The sequence below is a fragment of the Puia dinghuensis genome (genome assembly GCF_014642875.1).
GTDB classification, from domain to species: domain Bacteria; phylum Bacteroidota; class Bacteroidia; order Chitinophagales; family Chitinophagaceae; genus Puia; species Puia dinghuensis.
The window spans coordinates 411,415-428,644 of sequence record NZ_BMJC01000005.1; the positions used below are offsets into that span (position 1 = coordinate 411,415).

General features: G+C 54.5%; 10 protein-coding genes. 5 read left to right on the forward strand and 5 right to left on the reverse strand.

Features of this window, described 5'->3' with window-relative positions:
- Positions 1 to 65: 65 nt before the first annotated feature.
- Both IEY39_RS23345 and IEY39_RS23350 read left to right on the forward strand, forming a co-directional pair.
- Positions 66 to 680 (forward strand): GDSL-type esterase/lipase family protein, encoded by a 615-nt coding sequence (locus tag IEY39_RS23345; protein WP_229689053.1) that lies wholly within the window; start codon positions 66 to 68, stop codon positions 678 to 680.
- The gene (locus IEY39_RS23350) at positions 677 to 1,405 is read left to right on the forward strand and encodes an esterase family protein (RefSeq protein WP_188936268.1); all 729 of its coding nucleotides are present in this window, start codon (positions 677 to 679) and stop codon (positions 1,403 to 1,405) included. Before IEY39_RS23345 ends, IEY39_RS23350 begins: the two co-directional genes overlap by 4 nt.
- On the opposite strand, the gene IEY39_RS23355 is transcribed toward IEY39_RS23350, so the two are convergent.
- From IEY39_RS23355 to IEY39_RS23365, 3 genes are read right to left on the reverse strand one after another with little or no spacing between them, the layout of a single operon-like run.
- On the reverse strand, positions 1,400 to 2,299 hold the full coding sequence (locus tag IEY39_RS23355) for an SAM hydrolase/SAM-dependent halogenase family protein (RefSeq protein WP_188936269.1): 900 nt from the start codon (positions 2,297 to 2,299) through the stop codon (positions 1,400 to 1,402). The genes IEY39_RS23350 and IEY39_RS23355 overlap by 6 nt on opposite strands.
- A 29-nt stretch (positions 2,300 to 2,328) precedes the next feature.
- A complete protein-coding gene (locus tag IEY39_RS23360; protein ID WP_188936270.1) occupies positions 2,329 to 4,761 on the reverse strand; it encodes an ABC transporter permease in 2,433 nt (810 codons plus the stop codon).
- Positions 4,762 to 4,810: 49 nt separating this feature from the next.
- Entirely contained in the window at positions 4,811 to 6,160 is a 1,350-nt protein-coding gene (locus IEY39_RS23365; protein WP_188936271.1) for a M20/M25/M40 family metallo-hydrolase, read from the reverse strand.
- A gap of 149 nt (positions 6,161 to 6,309) precedes the next feature.
- Here IEY39_RS23365 and IEY39_RS23370 point away from each other — a divergent pair, with 149 nt between their 5' ends.
- Positions 6,310 to 9,456, forward strand: a complete 3,147-nt coding sequence (locus IEY39_RS23370) for a SusC/RagA family TonB-linked outer membrane protein (protein WP_188936277.1) — start codon at positions 6,310 to 6,312, stop codon at positions 9,454 to 9,456.
- A 25-nt stretch (positions 9,457 to 9,481) separates the two neighbouring features.
- A complete protein-coding gene (locus IEY39_RS23375) occupies positions 9,482 to 11,167 on the forward strand; it encodes a RagB/SusD family nutrient uptake outer membrane protein (protein WP_188936279.1) in 1,686 nt (561 codons plus the stop codon).
- A 53-nt stretch (positions 11,168 to 11,220) separates the two neighbouring features.
- On the opposite strand, the gene IEY39_RS23380 is transcribed toward IEY39_RS23375, so the two are convergent.
- The gene (locus IEY39_RS23380) at positions 11,221 to 12,258 is read right to left on the reverse strand and encodes a DUF4097 family beta strand repeat-containing protein (protein ID WP_188936281.1); all 1,038 of its coding nucleotides are present in this window, start codon (positions 12,256 to 12,258) and stop codon (positions 11,221 to 11,223) included.
- Positions 12,259 to 12,403: 145 nt separating this feature from the next.
- Between IEY39_RS23380 and IEY39_RS23385 the strand changes: the two genes are divergently transcribed.
- A complete protein-coding gene (locus IEY39_RS23385; protein ID WP_188936283.1) occupies positions 12,404 to 14,773 on the forward strand; it encodes an FtsX-like permease family protein in 2,370 nt (789 codons plus the stop codon).
- Here IEY39_RS23385 and IEY39_RS23390 read toward each other — a convergent pair.
- On the reverse strand, positions 14,742 to 17,222 hold the full coding sequence (locus IEY39_RS23390; RefSeq protein ID WP_188936285.1) for a glycoside hydrolase family 95 protein: 2,481 nt from the start codon (positions 17,220 to 17,222) through the stop codon (positions 14,742 to 14,744). The two genes, IEY39_RS23385 and IEY39_RS23390, sit on opposite strands and share 32 nt — an antisense overlap.
- Positions 17,223 to 17,230: the final 8 nt, after the last annotated feature.

Consider the following 17,230-nt stretch of genomic DNA (forward strand, 5'->3'; position numbering starts at 1 on the left):
CTGTTATTTTAATCTTACCAATTACTCCCCCTAAGTGGTTATCACCGCTTAGGCTTATATTTGATATGCAAACCCCACTTATGGTCTGGTACGAAAACGAGGTGCAAAGGCTCGAACAGGAAAGAGCAGCCCTTACCTACGAACCAAAACTGCTTTTTTACGGCAGCTCCTCCATCCGGCTCTGGGAAAGCCTCAACGAGGATTTCGCTGGTTATCAGCCCGTCAACCTGGGTTTCGGCGGCTCTACCCTGGCCGCCTGCGATTGGTTCTTCGATCGCCTCGTCGCACCTTTCCACCCCGAATCCATCATCGTTTACGCAGGAGACAACGATCTGGGCGACGGTCGTCATCCCGAAGAGGTATTCATCTTCTTCCAGCAACTCATCAGCCGCACCCGCCAGCAGTTCGGCGACATCCCCCTCGCTTTTATTTCGATAAAACCCAGCGTCGCCCGCTGGAACATCGTCGACAGTATTCGCTATACGAATAAGATCATTGAAGCAGAGATAAAAAGGCAGGCTAACAACCTGCATTTTATTAACGTCTATAACCGGATGACCGATAACTCCGGCTATCCGAAAAGGGAGTTCCTCGACCCCGACGGACTCCACATCAACGCTAAAGGCTATGCTTTATGGAAAGAGATCATTCTGCAATACCTATCGGCGAGGACCACATGAAACGAGAATATCACAAATGGTTCAGCAAACAGCTGGGCAGGGATATGGAACTGCTGGTCTTCGGCCACGCCGGTGACCCCGTACTCTTCTTTCCTACCCGGACGGCCCGCTTCTACGACTATGAGGACTGGCAGGTCATCGAAGCCATGCGCAAAAAGATTGAAGCAGGCTCCCTCCAGGTCTACTGTCTCGACAGCATCGACAGGGAAAGCTTCTACGCAAAAGACCTGCACCCCGCCCAACGCATCTGCCGCCACCTCGACTACGAAAAATACATCCTATACGAAGTCCTCCCCTTCGTAAAGCAATTGAATCCCCACCCCAGTGTCGTGGCCGCCGGCTGTAGTCTCGGCGCCTTTCATGCCGCCAACCTTGCTTTCAAATATCCCACGCTCTTTCATAAAATGGTCGGGCTCAGCGGCCGCTACGACCTCACCACATCCATGGATCATTTTGATGATCTCTTCGACGGCTACCGCGACGAGAACATTTATTTCAATATGCCGGGGCTGTTCATTCCAAACCTCACCGATCCCATCATCCTCGCCCAGCTCAAGAGCGTCGAGATCATTTTCGTCGTCGGCGAAAAAGACGTATTCCTGGATAACAACAAAGCCATCAGCAATGCCCTCTGGGAAAAAGGCGTCTGGAATGCACTGCACCTCTGGGACGGAGAATCCCATAAGGCCCGCTACTGGCGGCACATGGTGCAGCTGTACTTATAATTTCTTCCTCACCTCCACTGTCCAATCGCCCCCGCTGGAAATCCCATTGGCCGCCGCAAAATTCCCCTGGTTCAAGGCAAACGACAATTGCAACAGGCTATTCAAATAAGCCAGCGGCTTGCCCACCGCCACCGCGCCAAACGTCTCCGTATAAGGCATCTCACCCTGGTAGACGACCTGGCCGCCATGCAATACCCGCACCGCAACCATCGCTCCGAACGAGACTCCAAGCCGCTGAAACAACTCCCCCGGTATATTCGTCCACACATTCCCGTATTGCACGTCCAACACCGGGATCGTCCCCTTGATGGTCGCCCCCTCCATCACCGCATGCTGATAAGGAAGGGCCACCACTTCCTGTTTTGCCAGCAACGGTCCCACCTGTTCAAAAGTGATGACTCCTGCCGCCAACCGGGCCGCCGTATAGGCATACACATCCCGGCCATGAAAAGTATATGATTTTTTGGACTCCTGCCGCCTGTTCACCGTCTCGTCGATCTCTCTGATCGCTCCAATACCCTGCGTCTCGGCGATCAAGGTCAGCGTACCGTTGTCTGGGGTCACAATGTATTGCCCGGTCTTCGTCAACAGGACCACCGACTTCCTCGACGTACCGACACCCGGGTCTACCACCGAGACGAATACCGTCCCTGCAGGCCAGTACGGCACCGTTTGCTGCAACCGGTAAGCCGCTTCCCAGATATTGAATGCAGGAATTTCGTGCGTAAGATCAAAAAGTCTCAACTCTGTCGATACTCCCATCGCTACTCCCTTCATCTCCGACACCGCCCCATCCTTCACCCCAAAATCCGACTGAAACACGACAATCTTTTTCTGTGCAGGGCACCAAAGGCCGAGTAAGAGGACAACGATCAACGCGAATGGTCGAATCATAGCGAAAATTTGCCCCAAAATACACCATCTCACTCGCTCCGCAAACTCCTTACGGGATTTGCCAACGCCGCCTTCACAGCCTGGAAACTCACCGTCATCAGCGCGATACCCATGGCCAGCAGCGCCGCCACGCCAAATATCTCCCACCCGATGGTGATCCTATACGCAAAATCCTGCAACCAGCGATGCATCGCCCACCAGGCCAGCGGGAACGCAATCGCCATCGCCACCAACACCAACCGCAGAAAATCCTTCGACAACAACGAGATAATGCCTCCCACCGAAGCACCCAGCACCTTCCGGATACCAATTTCCCTCGTGCGTTGCTCAGCCGCATAGGCAGTCAGCCCGAACAAACCAAGACAAGCAATAAAAATGGCCAACAGGGAGAAGGAAAGCGATATTCCCCCCATCCGTTGTTCGCTGCGATAAATATTATTGAACTCTTCGTCCATGAAAATATAGGTGAAAGGCTGCGACGGCGCCATTTTCCGCCACTCATCTTCCATCTGCCCCACCAGCCGGTGTATATTGCCGCTATGTACCCGCAGCGCCATCCGCCCATCGTCCGGCCTCAGGAAAAGCATCACAGGCGTGACCACCTCTCGCAGCGAGTTGAAATTAAAGTCCTTCACCACTCCAATGATGTGATATTCCCGCAGCTTCTTGGTCTTTAGATCATCTATCTCATATAGCTTCGACTCCAACGGCTTTTGCCCCTGCATCAGCCGCACCGCCGCCTCATTGACGATTACCGCGTTGGAATCGGTCTTCATATCCCTTGAAAAATTCCTCCCCGCAGACAACTTCATCCCCAACACCGGGATATACTGATCATCCACCGGCCAGGTCTGCATGCTGATCGACTTCTTTATATCCAGATCGGGCGACTCGAAAATAGCATCGTCATTCCGGTTGTCCGAGGTCGGAAGATACCCGGTCATCGTCGCCCCTTCTACCCCCGGCAAATGGAGCAGCTTCTCCTTGAAGACCCTTGCCTCGTCACCCATTACATACGGGTTGTTGATCACCAGCACCTGGTCTCGATTGAAGCCCAGTTCGCGGTTATGGATATACTGTAATTGCCGGTAGATCACCGCCGTCCCCACGAGCAGAAAAATAGAGATGCAAAATTGAAATACGACAAGCGAATTGCGCAGCCAGCTCGTCTTGAAACCCGCAGCAACATGCCCTTTCAATACGAGTATCGGCCGGAAAGCCGAAAGGAACAATGCCGGATAACTGCCGGCCAGCACCCCGACGATCAATACGAGCCCTACCATCGCCGGCAAAAGCCAGGGGCGGGAGAAGAGCCCGATCTCCATTTGCTTGGCCGAAAGCTGGTTAAACACCGGCAATAAAAGATATGCAAGCCCCAACGCCAGCGACATGGCGATAAAGCTGACCACCACCGACTCCATCATAAACTGCGAGATAAGATTTCCCCGCAACGACCCCAACACCTTCCTTATCCCCACTTCTTTCGCCCGGCTGGCCGATCGCGCCGTGGACAAGTTCATAAAATTCACACAGGCGATCAGCAGGATGAAAGCTGCAATAGCCGAAAAAATATAGACATACTGGATATTCCCGTTCGCGTCCAGCTCCGCGGTCTTATTACTATGCAGGTGGATATCTGTTAGCGGAGTGAGTGAGAAACCCACCGTATTCCCCGCCTTGAAAAAATCATCCACAGAGATATTCACCGCACTCCGCAACAACGGCGCAATATATGTCGTGATAATCCCCTTGTTGAGTTTGGCTGCAAACCTCTTCGGGTCCGTCCCCTCCTGCAATAGCAGGTAAGTGTTGAAATTGTTGCTAAGCCAGGCGTCTTCCGACCGTTTCGCCTCTTCGGACTCCGTCAAGGACAGGAAAAAGTCAAAATGAAAATGCGATTGCGCCGGAATATCCTTGATCACCCCGGTGACCTTATACGGGATGGAATCGTTGATCATCAGGGTACGACCAACGACATTGGTAGCATCGAAATATTTTTTAGCGATCTTCTCCGTGATCACCACCGTCCGGGCATCCTTCAACGCCGTATGCGGGTCGCCTTCGATCATCGGCAGCGTAAAAACCTCAAATAAGGTGGAATCTGCCATGACCACCGACTCCTCCTTGATATTCTGGTTGCCCTTCTTCACCAGCCTTCCCCCATTCATCCGGAAACGAACTTCCTTCAACACCTCGGGATAATCCCGCAACAGGGTGGGACCCGCCGGGGCCGGCGCCACGGCAAGGATAAAATGGTTCCCGCCAAACTTTATCTCACCATCCAGCCGGTAGATCCTATCGGCATTCTTGTTATAGCGGTCATAGCTCTGCTCATCCATGACGAAGATCAGAATCAGCAGACAGGTGGCCAGGCCGATAGCCAGACCCACAATGTTGATAGCAGAAAAACCCTTGTTCTTCCAAAGGTTACGAAGCGCAGTCTTGAAGTAGTTACGTATCATGGAGATAGGTTGAACATCTATGACGCCCATCCCCGGCAAAAGGTTACAATCACCTGCCGGGCACGGGGACAACAGGAAGCCCCTCATTACCCGACTCCGACACCGACTGCACCGCAAAAAAGTAGTTATCCTTCGAATAAGGAAGATTCACTTCCGTCCCTGTGACAAAGATCTTCTTCTGCCACACCGGACTAGTCGTCTCCCGCACCAGCACATAATATCCCTTCGCCTTACCTGCCACCGGCACTTTCCAGCCCAGTTGTGTTCCATTCGTCAGATTCCTAACCTCCACTTTCACCTCCTGCGGCATAGCCGGCGACTTGGCAAGATTGGCAAGATTCGCCAGATTGAGGACCGTATTCTTAGTAAGGTACCCAAAATCCATGAATTCCGGCAGATCGCCATAAACAATCCCTTTGTCCGTCCGCACATCCTGGTGCTGGTGATTAAAGTTCTCATTCATCTCCGTGATCCGCACAGCCGCATATCCATTCTCTACATAGGGAGTATGATCACCCCCCCGCAAAAACCGGTCATTACGATAGATCATCACTACTTCCAGGTTGTCGACATACCGCTCGCCTACCTCCTTTACATATCGGGCCAGTTGCCGGGCCTTCCCGTCACTCTCCAACCCCAGCTGCCGGATCCGCTGCGCCTGCTTGTCCAGATCATAGGCCGGCAGTCCCTCACTAAAGACCCTAACCCGGGTATTGTCGATGATATTGGTCTCATTGCTGTTGTTGCTCCCCATGATGTCATTGTTCAGCACGGCCTCGATATTCCAGCCGGCAGCCTTCGCCTTCTTTGCCATATACCCGGAACCCAACAACCCCTGTTCTTCCCCGCTCACCGTCACAAAAATGATCGTCGCCGGGAAAGCATGTTTGCTCATCACCCGTGCACACTCCATGACGGCCGCACTCCCACTGCCGTCATCATTGGCACCTGGCGAATCATTGGTTCCATCCAAGACATTCGTCCGCCGGCTGTCGAGGTGACCGCTGATGATAAATATCCGGTTGTCATTGGGGTCGGCGCCCTTCAGCGTAGCCACTACATTTCCCAGGTTTATGGGCTCCTTCACCCTATTGCCATCCGCTGCATAGGTCGTCGTATCGAGCATCGCGGTTAGCCGCCCCCCTGAAGCCGCCGCCCATCGTTCGAACTGACTGAGCACCCAGTTGCGGGCAGCCCCGATGCCCCTCTTCCGATCGGTGACCGAACTCACCGTGCTCCGCGTACCGAAAGAAACCATCGTCTTGATATAAGATTGCAGGCTGTCCGGGCTCACTTCTTTTATCATGGCTTCTATCTCGGGGTCACGGACAATAGTAGTTTGAGCCTGGCAACAACCAACAGCGCCCGCCAGCAGAACAAAAAGCAACGTCTTTTTCATGAACAGTAGTTTCCGGCAAATTTCATTTTTTTTCACAACTACGTGATTTGTTAGTATGTCGATACTCTAAAATTTAGTAGTCGCTGCAGACAGGCTTCACTTCTTATTTAATATCTTACTTCAACCAACATCAAACCAATAACTACATTATGAGACGACTGCTTTTTGTAGCCGTAGCTATCCTTTTTGCCTGGATGCAAGGGATGGCGCAGCAGGCTATCACTGTCACCGGAAAAGTTACCGACGAAAAGGGCGCCTCCATTGCAGGCGCCACCATCACCGAAAAAGGCTCGCGCAACGCAACCTCCACCAACGCAGACGGCACATGGTCGCTCCAGGTAAGACCCAAAACAAAACTGATCATCAGCTATGTCGGCTATGAGTCCATTGAAACCGAGGCGCGGTCAGGCCTGACCATCAGCCTTACACCGGACGTCAAATCGCTTTCCGATGTCGTCGTCACCGGGGTAGGCGTGGCCACTAACCGGAAAAAGGTTCCGATCGACGTGGCCTCGGTCTCTTCAAAGGATTTCGCACCTAGTGCCACTGCCAACGTCCAGCAGGCCCTGGACGGCCAGGTTGCAGGCGCCTATATCCAGCAGACCAGCGGCACACCCGGCGCAAGCTACAATATCACCCTGCGCGGCATCAACAGCCTGGATGGCACCAACCCCCTCATCATGGTCGACGGGGTGGAAATGGAAAACCTCAACAATATCGACCCCTCCGTCGTGGATCATATCGAAGTCGTAAAAGGCGCCGCCGGCGGTATGCTCTATGGGGCCCAGGGGGCCAACGGCGTGATCCAGATCTTCACAAAGAAAGGCACGCTCAACGGCAAAATGACCATCAATTTCAATTCCAAGGCCAGCATCGACAATATCCTGACAGGCAAACATCCACTCCTGAGTACGCATCATCACTACGTTACGGATAACAATAACAATCTGCTCGATGCAAGCGGCAATCCGGTAGTGAAGGATGCAACGGGATTATGGAGCGATCCACAGGTACCCATCGCCACGGCCCCCGCCAACGCTTTCGTGACGAACGACAAGACGTACAACCTCCCCATCTACGACCACCTCAATCAAGGATTCCGTCAAGCCCTGACCTTCACGAATTCGGTCAGCCTCACCGGTGGGTCCCCGACTTCGGACTATGCCATAACCGCTTCACAGCTCACTCAACAGGACGTGATGAGCAATGCGTTTAGCCGCACCAACTTCGCCGTCAACCTCGGTCTCCATCCCTTTAAAGGGTTCACCTTCCGGACGATCACCCACGGCATCGCCGGCTATGAGAACCTCATCAATGGCAACCGGTTCAATATGCTCACCGCCTACAACTTCATCGACTTTACCTGGAAGGACTCCACGGGCCACTATCCGTTCAAAACGAACAATTCCTCCAACCAATTCAATACCCTCTCGGAAAACCAATGGCACCATCAGAACAAGCAAACGCTCCAGATCTTCGAGGATCTCGATTTCAATTATAAGTTCCCGCGCTTCTTCGAACTGGATGTCAAATACGGTCTGGATTACAACGGCGACGAGGGAACCAATTATTACCTGAATCAGACTGCGAACCTCCAATACATCAAATTCAACACGTATTGGGGACCAAGCGGCAACGGCGCCCTTATGGACTCTACTACCAGGTATTTCAATCAAAACGGGTTGTATTCCGGGTTCTTCCGCACCGACTGGCAGAAAGACTTCCACTCCAATCTCCCGGTAACCACCACCACGGAGTTCGCCTACGACTATCGTAAATACCAGGTAAGACAATTCTATGCCATTGGTATCGGACTCCCCAACTACCCCCCACCCACCATCTCCGGTGCGACCACCAAGCAGGCCGGCGATTACTACCAGGAATCCATCACCTACGGTTTCCTGGTCAACCAGACCATCGATTGGGGCAACCTCTTCGGTATTTCCGGCGGGGTCCGTTCGGATTATGGCAGTGCTTTCGGCGCCGCCTACAAGGCTGCTACCTTCCCCCGCGGGACCGTCTATTTCAGACCTTCGGAGCTCATGACGGCGCAGCAGGGCTGGCTCAAGGACTGGAAGGTACGGGCCGCTTATGGTGCGGCTGGCATCCAACCCAACCCCTACGACCGGCAGATCACGCTCAACTCACCTACGCTGGGCAACGGCGTGGCCCTGGCCCTACAGTCACAGAATACCAATGACAGTCTGAAACTCGCTACCAACTATGAGCTGGAAGTCGGCACGGACGCTACCATCACGCCTTTTGAGGGCGAATGGCTGCCCCGGTTGGTATTCAGTGGCAGCTACTGGCACCGCAAATCAAAGGACATCTACCAGAACGCCCAGGTAGCACCTTCCACCGGCTACGCCACCCGGCTCGACAACCTGAGCACCATTGTCTCTCACGGCGTGGACATCTCCCTCGACGCTTCTGTATATAACGGGCGTAATATCTCCTGGGACCTTAGCGCCCGCTGGGGTTATAGCCGTGCCATTGTGACAAAGGTCGCGAATGGCCAGAGCATTGTCGATTTCGCTTTCGCAGTCAAACAGGGCCAGCCCCTTGGTTTGTTCTATGTACAGACTCCCTTGCACTCCATTACTCAGGTAGGACCGGATGGAAAGACACCCCTCATTCCCGTGGCAAACCAGGGAAAATATTCGCTTACCAGCACCGGCGTTGTGGTGCTCAACAGCGACAACTACGTGCAGTATACGCCATCCTCCGACCTATCGATCATCGGCCACGCCTACCCCGACTTCACGTCCTCATTGACCAATCGCTTTACGTTCTTCAGGAAGTTGAGCCTTTCCTTCCAATTTGATTGGGTCTATGGCAATAGCATCTACAATGTCACCAGGCAATGGCTGTACAGACCCACAGGCGGAACAGGCGGACAAGGTGGTGAATCCCGCGATCTGGACCAGAAACTCACCATCCAGGGCCAGACCGGATCATTTGTCAACTATTACAACTCCCTTTACAACGTCGGTCTGCCCGTCTCGCCCTTCATCGAGAATGGCTCTTACATCCGTCTGCGCGATCTGTCCATTGGCTACGATCTGTCCCGTTACGTTGCCGGCAGCAAGGCCATCAAAAGGCTGACCATTACGGCATCCGGCCGCAACCTGCTCACCTTTACAAAGTATAGCGGTCTCGACCCGGAAAATACCGGGGCATTCGACGAAAATGGGAACGATCTCTCCAGAAGCAGGACCGGGGCCTTCTCAGGGGTCGACTATTACGGCACCCCGAACCTTCGGTCTTATCAGTTTTCATTGAACGTCGGATTCTAATCGATCACTCAAATCTTGAAATAGTATGAAGAAGCAACTATATAGCCCCCGCCTCCTGAAACAGGCCCTCTTGCCGGTGCTGGCCTCCACGCTGCTGCTGGGCGCCTGTAAGAAAGACATCCTGCAGCTCCCCAACCCAAACCTGCCTACGCCACAGAGCTCCCTCGCCACGGAAGGTGGCATCGATGCATATGCCCAGGGGATGTTCTACAAATGGATCGCCTTCGAGACGGGTGACGGCAACCTCAATTTCTTCGATATCGCCTGGTACATGGAGATGAACATGGGCGACGAAGACTTTACCCCCTATTCGAACTACGGCTCCCGCTACCCCATGAATATCGCCAGCATTACCCTGCCGCCGCCGTACAATACGGTGGTCAATAATCCGTCCGGCTTTGCCACTCAGCTGAATATCCTGGAATCTTTTAACAGCCGCAGCGCTGGCGATGGCAACTCCATCCAGTACGAATGGGATTGCTTTTACTATGTCAATGCGCAGGCCAATACCCTCCTGCAGGCGTTGAACAATCCTGCACTCAAGTTCAGCGGCAACGCTACCACCAAGAAACAGCTGCTCACGGCCTGGGCCTATTACTGGAAAGGCTATGCGTATTCGAAGCTGGGTTCGATGTATATCGCCGGGCTCATCGATGACTCTCCCGACAGCACCGCCAAAGGGTTGACCAGCAATGTCTACGTCGCACATGACCAGGTGATCGCCGCGGCCAATCGCAATTTCGATCAGGCAGCCTCCATCTTCTCAGGCATCACCGAGAACAGCGATTATGATACGACGTTCAAGGCGATCATCCCCAGCTTCAACCTGCCCGGTCAGGTGATCACCCCCTCGATGTGGGTCCGGCAGATCCACAGTTTCGAAGCCCGCAATTATCTCGCGAACCATAAGGTGGCCGCCATGCAATCGGCCGACTGGACTACCATTCAGAACCTGGCGGCCTCCGGTATGAACCAGGGTGACTACACGCTCCAGTGGGGGATGGCGCCCGCCGGGGTGCCCGACCTCTCTAAATTCGGGTTCATACTCCACCCCCTGATGCTACACACCAATGTCGGCGGCCAGCTGTCGTTCGTAAGCGAACGGCTGATCCAGGATATTATGCCCGGAGACCAGCGTTTTACAAAATACTTCGAACCGTTCCCCACAGGTACGGTAGTCAACGTGCTCAACCGCGGCATCCAGTTCGGCACCCGTTATGCGGCGGTTGATATCGAGAAAGGCGGGCGATACGCCACCGAGAATTACCAGGGTACGGTTCCCATTGCTCCCACCTGGGAAGAGACCGCCCTCATGATGGCGGAGGCCGACATCAACCTGGGCAACGTCGACGCGGGTCTCCAGTTGATCGACAAGGTACGCGCTTCGCAAGGGGCCGGCCTGCCCACGCTCGCAGGGTCCGGCATCTCCGCGGACTCCGCTCTCGTCCAGCTCCACAGCGAACGTCGCATAGGCCTCTACCTGCACAACGTATCCTGGTATGATGCGCGTCGCTGGGGTATTACGGCGCCCGCATCACAGGGCGGCGGCAGAATCGGAAATATAGTAGTGCCAGGCAGCCTCATCGGCGGCACCGCCGCCAAGGTACTTCCCTGCTTCATCAATTATTCTTTTTCCGACTATTGGAACGTCCCGCAAAACGAACTGGACTTCAACCCCGCAGCCGCCGGCTCGGCACCCATCACCAACTAAAAACAAAATAGCCCCGCAAAAAAATTGCGGGGCTTTCCATATCAAAATACTAGTTAACGAAAACTCACGTGTACACTCCCACCATTCCCATCTACCTTCACCGGGATACCCCCGCCATTTATCGTACCACTAATATGGTGTTCATCCTGGTCTCCACTAAAATTGTTCAGGGCCGTAGCATGTACCTGCTCTCCGCTGATCCGCAGATCCATACCCTGGTTCTGCGGCAATTGTACCGAGATATCTCCGCTGGAATTGGTCAGATGTACATATTTTCCCATCGCCAAAAAGTTGACGCGGATATTACCGCCACTGGTGGCAGCGTCAAGGCTGGCGCTCACATCCGACAGAACGACATTGCCGCCCGAGGTGCCCGCATGCAATTCTCCGGTGATCTGACTGCCATCCACCTGACCGCCGGAAGTCGCTGCGTGGATAATGCCCTTTACACTCATCAGCCCCACATTGCCGCCACTGGTCGTTAGCTGTATCTTCCCATCACACCGAAGGGCATCCATATTCCCCCCACTTGTCGCCAGGTCGATATCATTATGACTATCGCTGATACGTACATTACCACCGCTGGTCCTGCCAACAATCGTCCCGGTGAGATGATCGACATCGATATTCCCGCCGCTGGTCGTGAAATCCTCCTTTCCGGAAAGATCCTTTAATACCAGGTTACCCCCGCTCGTGACAATATGCGAACCCACCACCTCGGGCGTATAGATGCAAAATGAGATTGACAACCCGTGACGCCAATTATCCATATTCCGTTTGGGCCTGGCTATCGCCTTCAATACATTCCCATCCATGGCAACGGTAAGATCATATTGCTCATTGAGCCGTTGCTGTATCTCATCCTTGCTGAGATTCCACCGGCCGTTGTCCGATTGGATATATACCTCCACCCGCGCATCCCCGGACGCCGATCCATAAACGGAAACATTGCCCCCGGACGTCTCGGCAACCAACTGATGTACCGACCCGCGGGGAAAACTTTTTTGTAAAAATGGCTGGTGTTCGTCATGCTGCGCTTTCAGGCCAAGAACAGCGACACCGCTCAGAATTAGCAAGGCTATTTTTTTCATATGTCATGGTTTTATTTTCTATTGCTTTTGTCCATTACCGGACAGTGGTTGTATCAAAAACGAACATTCTATTCCCTCCAGACCACTCAAACTCCCTATAATTCAGCAATTACCGGCCTGGCACTAACTATGTCGCACAATTACCATGCTGAAAAACTTCCTCACCGTCGCCATCCGCAACTTCTTCCGGCAAAAGACCTACAGCTTTCTCAACGTGCTGGGTCTCTCCCTGGGTATCGCTTGTATCCTGCTGCTCGGACTCCACGTAAAAGAAGAGCTCAGCTATGACAAGAATTTCCCAAAACACGACCGCATCTATCGCGTCGTCTCCACCGAATGGTCCAAATCCTCACCGCCCCTGGCAGGTGAAATGATGAAATACTTCCCGCAGATCAGCACCACCGCCCGCTTTAGCGGCGCTGGCCAAAACGTCTGGCACACCACTGACGGGAAAAAAGGCGTCATGCAAGGCTATTTCGCGGACTCCTCCGTCATGCAGGTCTTCGATCTGCAAACAGTGCTGGGCGACCCTTTCAGCGCCCTCTCCATACCCGGCTCCATCGTCCTCACCCGGTCGGCCGCCTTCCGATTCTTTGGAAAAGCCGACCCCATCGGACAAAAACTGGTCTTCGACGACAAAAATGACCTGTTCGTAAAAGCCGTCATCGAAGACCTCCCCGCAAACACCCACCTCCACTTCGACTACCTGATCCCGATGCACTCTTTCTATAACCCGGGCGCAGTCCAAAACAGGAATTGGATGTTCGGCTGGACCTATATCCTGCTCCGACATCCCGAAGACATCCAAAAGGTCAACGCCCGGCTAAAAGATTTTTACACTGCCTACCGTCACGACATGAGCCCCACCGACGCTGCCGCGGATGCCGCCAAAGCCCGCTTGCAGCCTATCACCGATATTCACCTCCATTCCGACCTCATCCAGGAAATGGGGCCCAACAGCAACATCCTCTATATTTATATCTTCATCGCCGTCGCCATCCTCATCGGGCTCATCGCAGGTATCAACTTCGTCAACCTCTTTACCACCCAGGCCCTCAAACGGCTGAAAGAGATAGCCGTGCGTAAGGTGTTGGGCGCTGCCCGCTGGCAGATCACCGGGCAATTCCTGGGGGAAGCACTGCTCCTGACCATCCTCTCCGGCTGCCTCGCCATCCTGCTCGCCCAAATAGCCCTTCCCTTCTACGACGATCTAACCGGCCGGCATGTTACACCCGCCTGGTTTTTCCTACCGGCTAACCTGCTCATCATTGCCACCCTCGTCTCCGGCATCGGGCTGCTCTCGGGGCTGTTCCCCGCCCTGTTTATTTCCGGCTTCGACACAGCCGCTTCTTTAAAATCCAATAAAACCCCAGGCTCCCCCGCCTCCCTGCTTCGGAAAAGCCTTGTCGTCTTCCAATTCATCGCCGCCGGCTTTCTCATCGTCTCCACCTTCCTGGTCTATCGCCAGATGACCCTGTTTCACGACAAGCAGTTGGGTTTTGACAAAGAACAGGTGGCCGTCATCCGCTATTATGGCGATATGAAAGACCGGCTGCTCAGCCATCCCGATTGGTTGAATACAGAATTTCTCAGCAATCCCGACATCCTCGCCGCCGGCACGACGACAAACCTCATCGGTGACGATCTCAGCCAGGAAAGCGTCATGCCCGTCCACCGGGAAGCCGGCAAACAATACCCGGACGTCAACCTGATGCGCATCGATGATCATTACCTCGACGTCTTGCATATTCCCCTGGCAGAAGGCCGCAATTTTTCGCGAAGCTTTCACGACACGACCAACTTTATCATCAACGAAACAGCCGCCCGCGTCCTCGGATTGCAACATCCCCTGGGCGCCGACATTGAAAACACATCGGTAGGTAGAAAAGGAAAAGTGGTAGGCGTCGTAAAAGATTTCAACTTCGCCTCCCTCCACCACCAGATCGAACCGCTGGTAATGGAATACAAACCGGAATGGAACGGCAATCTGCTGGTGCGCATCCGCGCAGGCAGGACGCCGCAAACCATCGCCTGGCTGCGGAATAAGATTGCAAAGATCGCTCCTTCTGACTTGTTTGATTATGGATTCCTCGACGACCGCATTTCCGGTCTCTATCGGAAAGAAGATAATATGAGTACGATCCTGAAAACTTTTTCCATTTTCTCTATTCTCATCTCCTGCCTGGGGCTCTTTGGCCTGGCCGCCTATGCAGCGGAGATCCGCACCCGCGAGATCGGCATCCGCAAGGTCATCGGCGCCAGCACCACCGGCCTGGTCCGCCTGCTTTCCCTGGATTTCATTACCCCGGTGCTAATCGGCAACCTACTTTCCTGGCCATTGTCCTGGTGGGCCATCCATGTCTGGCTCCGGGAATTTTCGTATCGCATCGACGTCGGCTGGTCGGTATTCGTTCTTTCGCTGGTGCTGACCCTGGTGATAGCCTTGCTTACCATCGGGTTCCGCTGCTGGCGCGCCGCCACCGCTAACCCCGTCCAGGCGTTACGCAGTGAATAATTTGTCCCTTCTTCACCCGCAGCATCAACACCCACTCATTTCCTTCCGGCCGGGATTGCTCACCCGTCCCCTCCACTCGCAAGGGCACAGCCGTCCTCACCCGGCAGACGCCATCCACCCGTGGCACGATCGTCGCCTTTACCACCTGTCCCTTATCCCACTCGGCATCCACAACAAACCCGCCGCGCGCCACCAGTCCCCTGAAGGCACCCGTAGCCCACGCCCCCGGCAACGCGGGCAACAAATGAACATCCCCATCCTGGCTCTGCAACAGCATTTCGGCAATCCCCGCCGCCCCGCCAAAATTCCCGTCAATCTGGAAAGGCGGATGCGCATCAAAAAGATTGGGATAAGCGCCCCCGCCGCCATGATACTGTATATCGTTCTCCCGCGTCAGCCGCAACAGGTTTCTAAACAACCGATAAGCGTGGTCCCCATCTTGTAGCCTCGCCCACAGATTCACTTTCCAGGCCATGCTCCAGCCCGTCCCTTCATCCCCCCGCAGTTCCAGCGCCTTCTTCGCCGCTGCTGCAAGGGCCGGCTTTCCACTCACGGAGATCTCGTTGGCCGGATACAACGAATACAAATGCGATACATGCCGGTGATGCGGGTCCGGCGAGGGATAGTCCTTATACCACTCCTGCAGCTGGCCCTGCGAACCCACCTGGTAAGGGAATAGCCAGCGCTGGGCCGCTGTTATTTGCGCTACAAAAGCCGCATCGCCACCAATCACTTTTTCGGCCGCTAATATATTATCGAACAGATCACGGACAATCCCCATATCCATCGTCGTCGCGACCGAAACATCCGCCACTTTCTTGTCTCCATAAATAAAATCATTCTCCGGCGACATCGACGGCGCCGTCACCAACCGGCCCGCACTATCAGGCACCAGCCAGTCGAGAATAAATTCCGCCGCTCCCTTCATCAAAGGATAGGCCGTATCCCGCAAAAAGCCGATGTCACCCGTATACCGGTAATGCTCCCACAGATCACGCACTATCCAGGCTCCGCCCATCGCCCAGTTGGCCCACTTGGGCTCTCCTTTTCCTTTGTCACCCACCGGCGTCGCCAGAGCCCAGATATCCGAATTATGATGCACCACCCATCCCGCGGCGCCATAGAATTCGGTCGCCGCCCGCTGGCCCGTCACCGCCATCGCCTGGATCAACCCGAACACCGGCGCATGCATCTCGGATAAATTACATTCTTCTGCAAGCCAGTAATTCATCTGAACATTGATATTGGTCGTATAGTTGGATGACCATGGCGCCCGCAGTTCCTCGTTCCAGATGCCCTGCAAATTGGCCGGCACACCCGGCGTCCTGCTACTGCTTATCAACAGGTATCGTCCATACTGAAAATACAGCGCTTCCAAACCAGGGTCACTTCCACTCTTCGTATACGCCGCCAATCGCTCGTCGGTAGGCATCCCCTCCGCGGCAGCCACCGTCCCCAGCCGCAACGCCACCCGGTCGAAATATCGGTGCACATCCGCCTCATGATCCGCCCACAACGAAGCATATGGTTTCGCCGTCGCCAGGTCCAGCCACTTCCGCGCCCGCACCATCTCCTGCCCATCCGGACACCGCAAAGCCCCATTAAAACTCGTCGCCATCGAAATATACAGCACCAGCTCGGAAGCCCCTTTCACCGCTATTCCACCCGTATCCACAGTCACCTTCCCACCTTTATTCACTACCTTGGTCATCATCGTCCACCGCATCCCCCTGCAGCTATCGGCATCATCATAGATCACCGGGTTATTGCTGTTCACATAACTTGGCTCCACATGCGCCGGCGCCTTTCCAGCCATTCCCCATAATACCCCCTGCGCCTTCTTCTCACATCGCAACTGACTCGCCCCACCGATGCGCACATCGAGTCCTCCATCCTTGCTGGAAGTCCATCGTACCACCATCACCTGGTCGGGCGCCGAAGCAAATACCTCGCGTGTATACTTCACTCCATTGACGGTATAAACAGTCCTCGCCACCGCATCCCGGATATTCAACTCCCGGTAATACGTCGATGGCGCCTGCCCACCCAGTTCCTGGTGTATCCGCAGATCGCCCAGCGGCAGATAACTCTCCGACCACACGCCTTGCATCATCCGCGCCAGCCGTTCAGCCTCGGGGTAATCCTCCGCCATCACCGCCTTCCGCAAAGCCGGCAGGTATTGTTTTGCATCGGGATTGATCGAAGCCGGTACCGGTCCACCCGACCACAGTGTAGCCTCATTCAACGCGATCCATTCGTCTTCCGCTCCGCCAAATACCATGGCCCCAAGCCGTCCATTCCCCACAGGCAAGGCCTCCGTCCACACCGCCGCCGGCTTCCGGTACCAAAGCCGGTTCTCATTCGACCGGGCCACCCCGCCCATCTGCGCCATCCCCGGGAAGCAAACAAACCAACTCAGGGCAAATACTAACCAACATCTATAGTGCATATATCTTG

Bases quoted from the DNA above. Each gene is read 5' to 3' on its own strand.
- IEY39_RS23390 (WP_188936285.1), bottom strand. From the start codon at position 17,222: ATGCACTATAGATGTTGGTTAGTATTTGCCCTGAGTTGGTTTGTTTGC.
- IEY39_RS23350 (WP_188936268.1), top strand. From the start codon at position 677: ATGAAACGAGAATATCACAAATGGTTCAGCAAACAGCTGGGCAGGGAT.
- IEY39_RS23360 (WP_188936270.1), bottom strand. From the start codon at position 4,761: ATGATACGTAACTACTTCAAGACTGCGCTTCGTAACCTTTGGAAGAAC.
- IEY39_RS23375 (WP_188936279.1), top strand. From the start codon at position 9,482: ATGAAGAAGCAACTATATAGCCCCCGCCTCCTGAAACAGGCCCTCTTG.
- IEY39_RS23380 (WP_188936281.1), bottom strand. From the start codon at position 12,258: ATGAAAAAAATAGCCTTGCTAATTCTGAGCGGTGTCGCTGTTCTTGGC.
- IEY39_RS23365 (WP_188936271.1), bottom strand. From the start codon at position 6,160: ATGAAAAAGACGTTGCTTTTTGTTCTGCTGGCGGGCGCTGTTGGTTGT.
- IEY39_RS23385 (WP_188936283.1), top strand. From the start codon at position 12,404: ATGCTGAAAAACTTCCTCACCGTCGCCATCCGCAACTTCTTCCGGCAA.
- IEY39_RS23370 (WP_188936277.1), top strand. From the start codon at position 6,310: ATGAGACGACTGCTTTTTGTAGCCGTAGCTATCCTTTTTGCCTGGATG.
- IEY39_RS23345 (WP_229689053.1), top strand. From the start codon at position 66: ATGCAAACCCCACTTATGGTCTGGTACGAAAACGAGGTGCAAAGGCTC.
- IEY39_RS23355 (WP_188936269.1), bottom strand. From the start codon at position 2,299: ATGATTCGACCATTCGCGTTGATCGTTGTCCTCTTACTCGGCCTTTGG.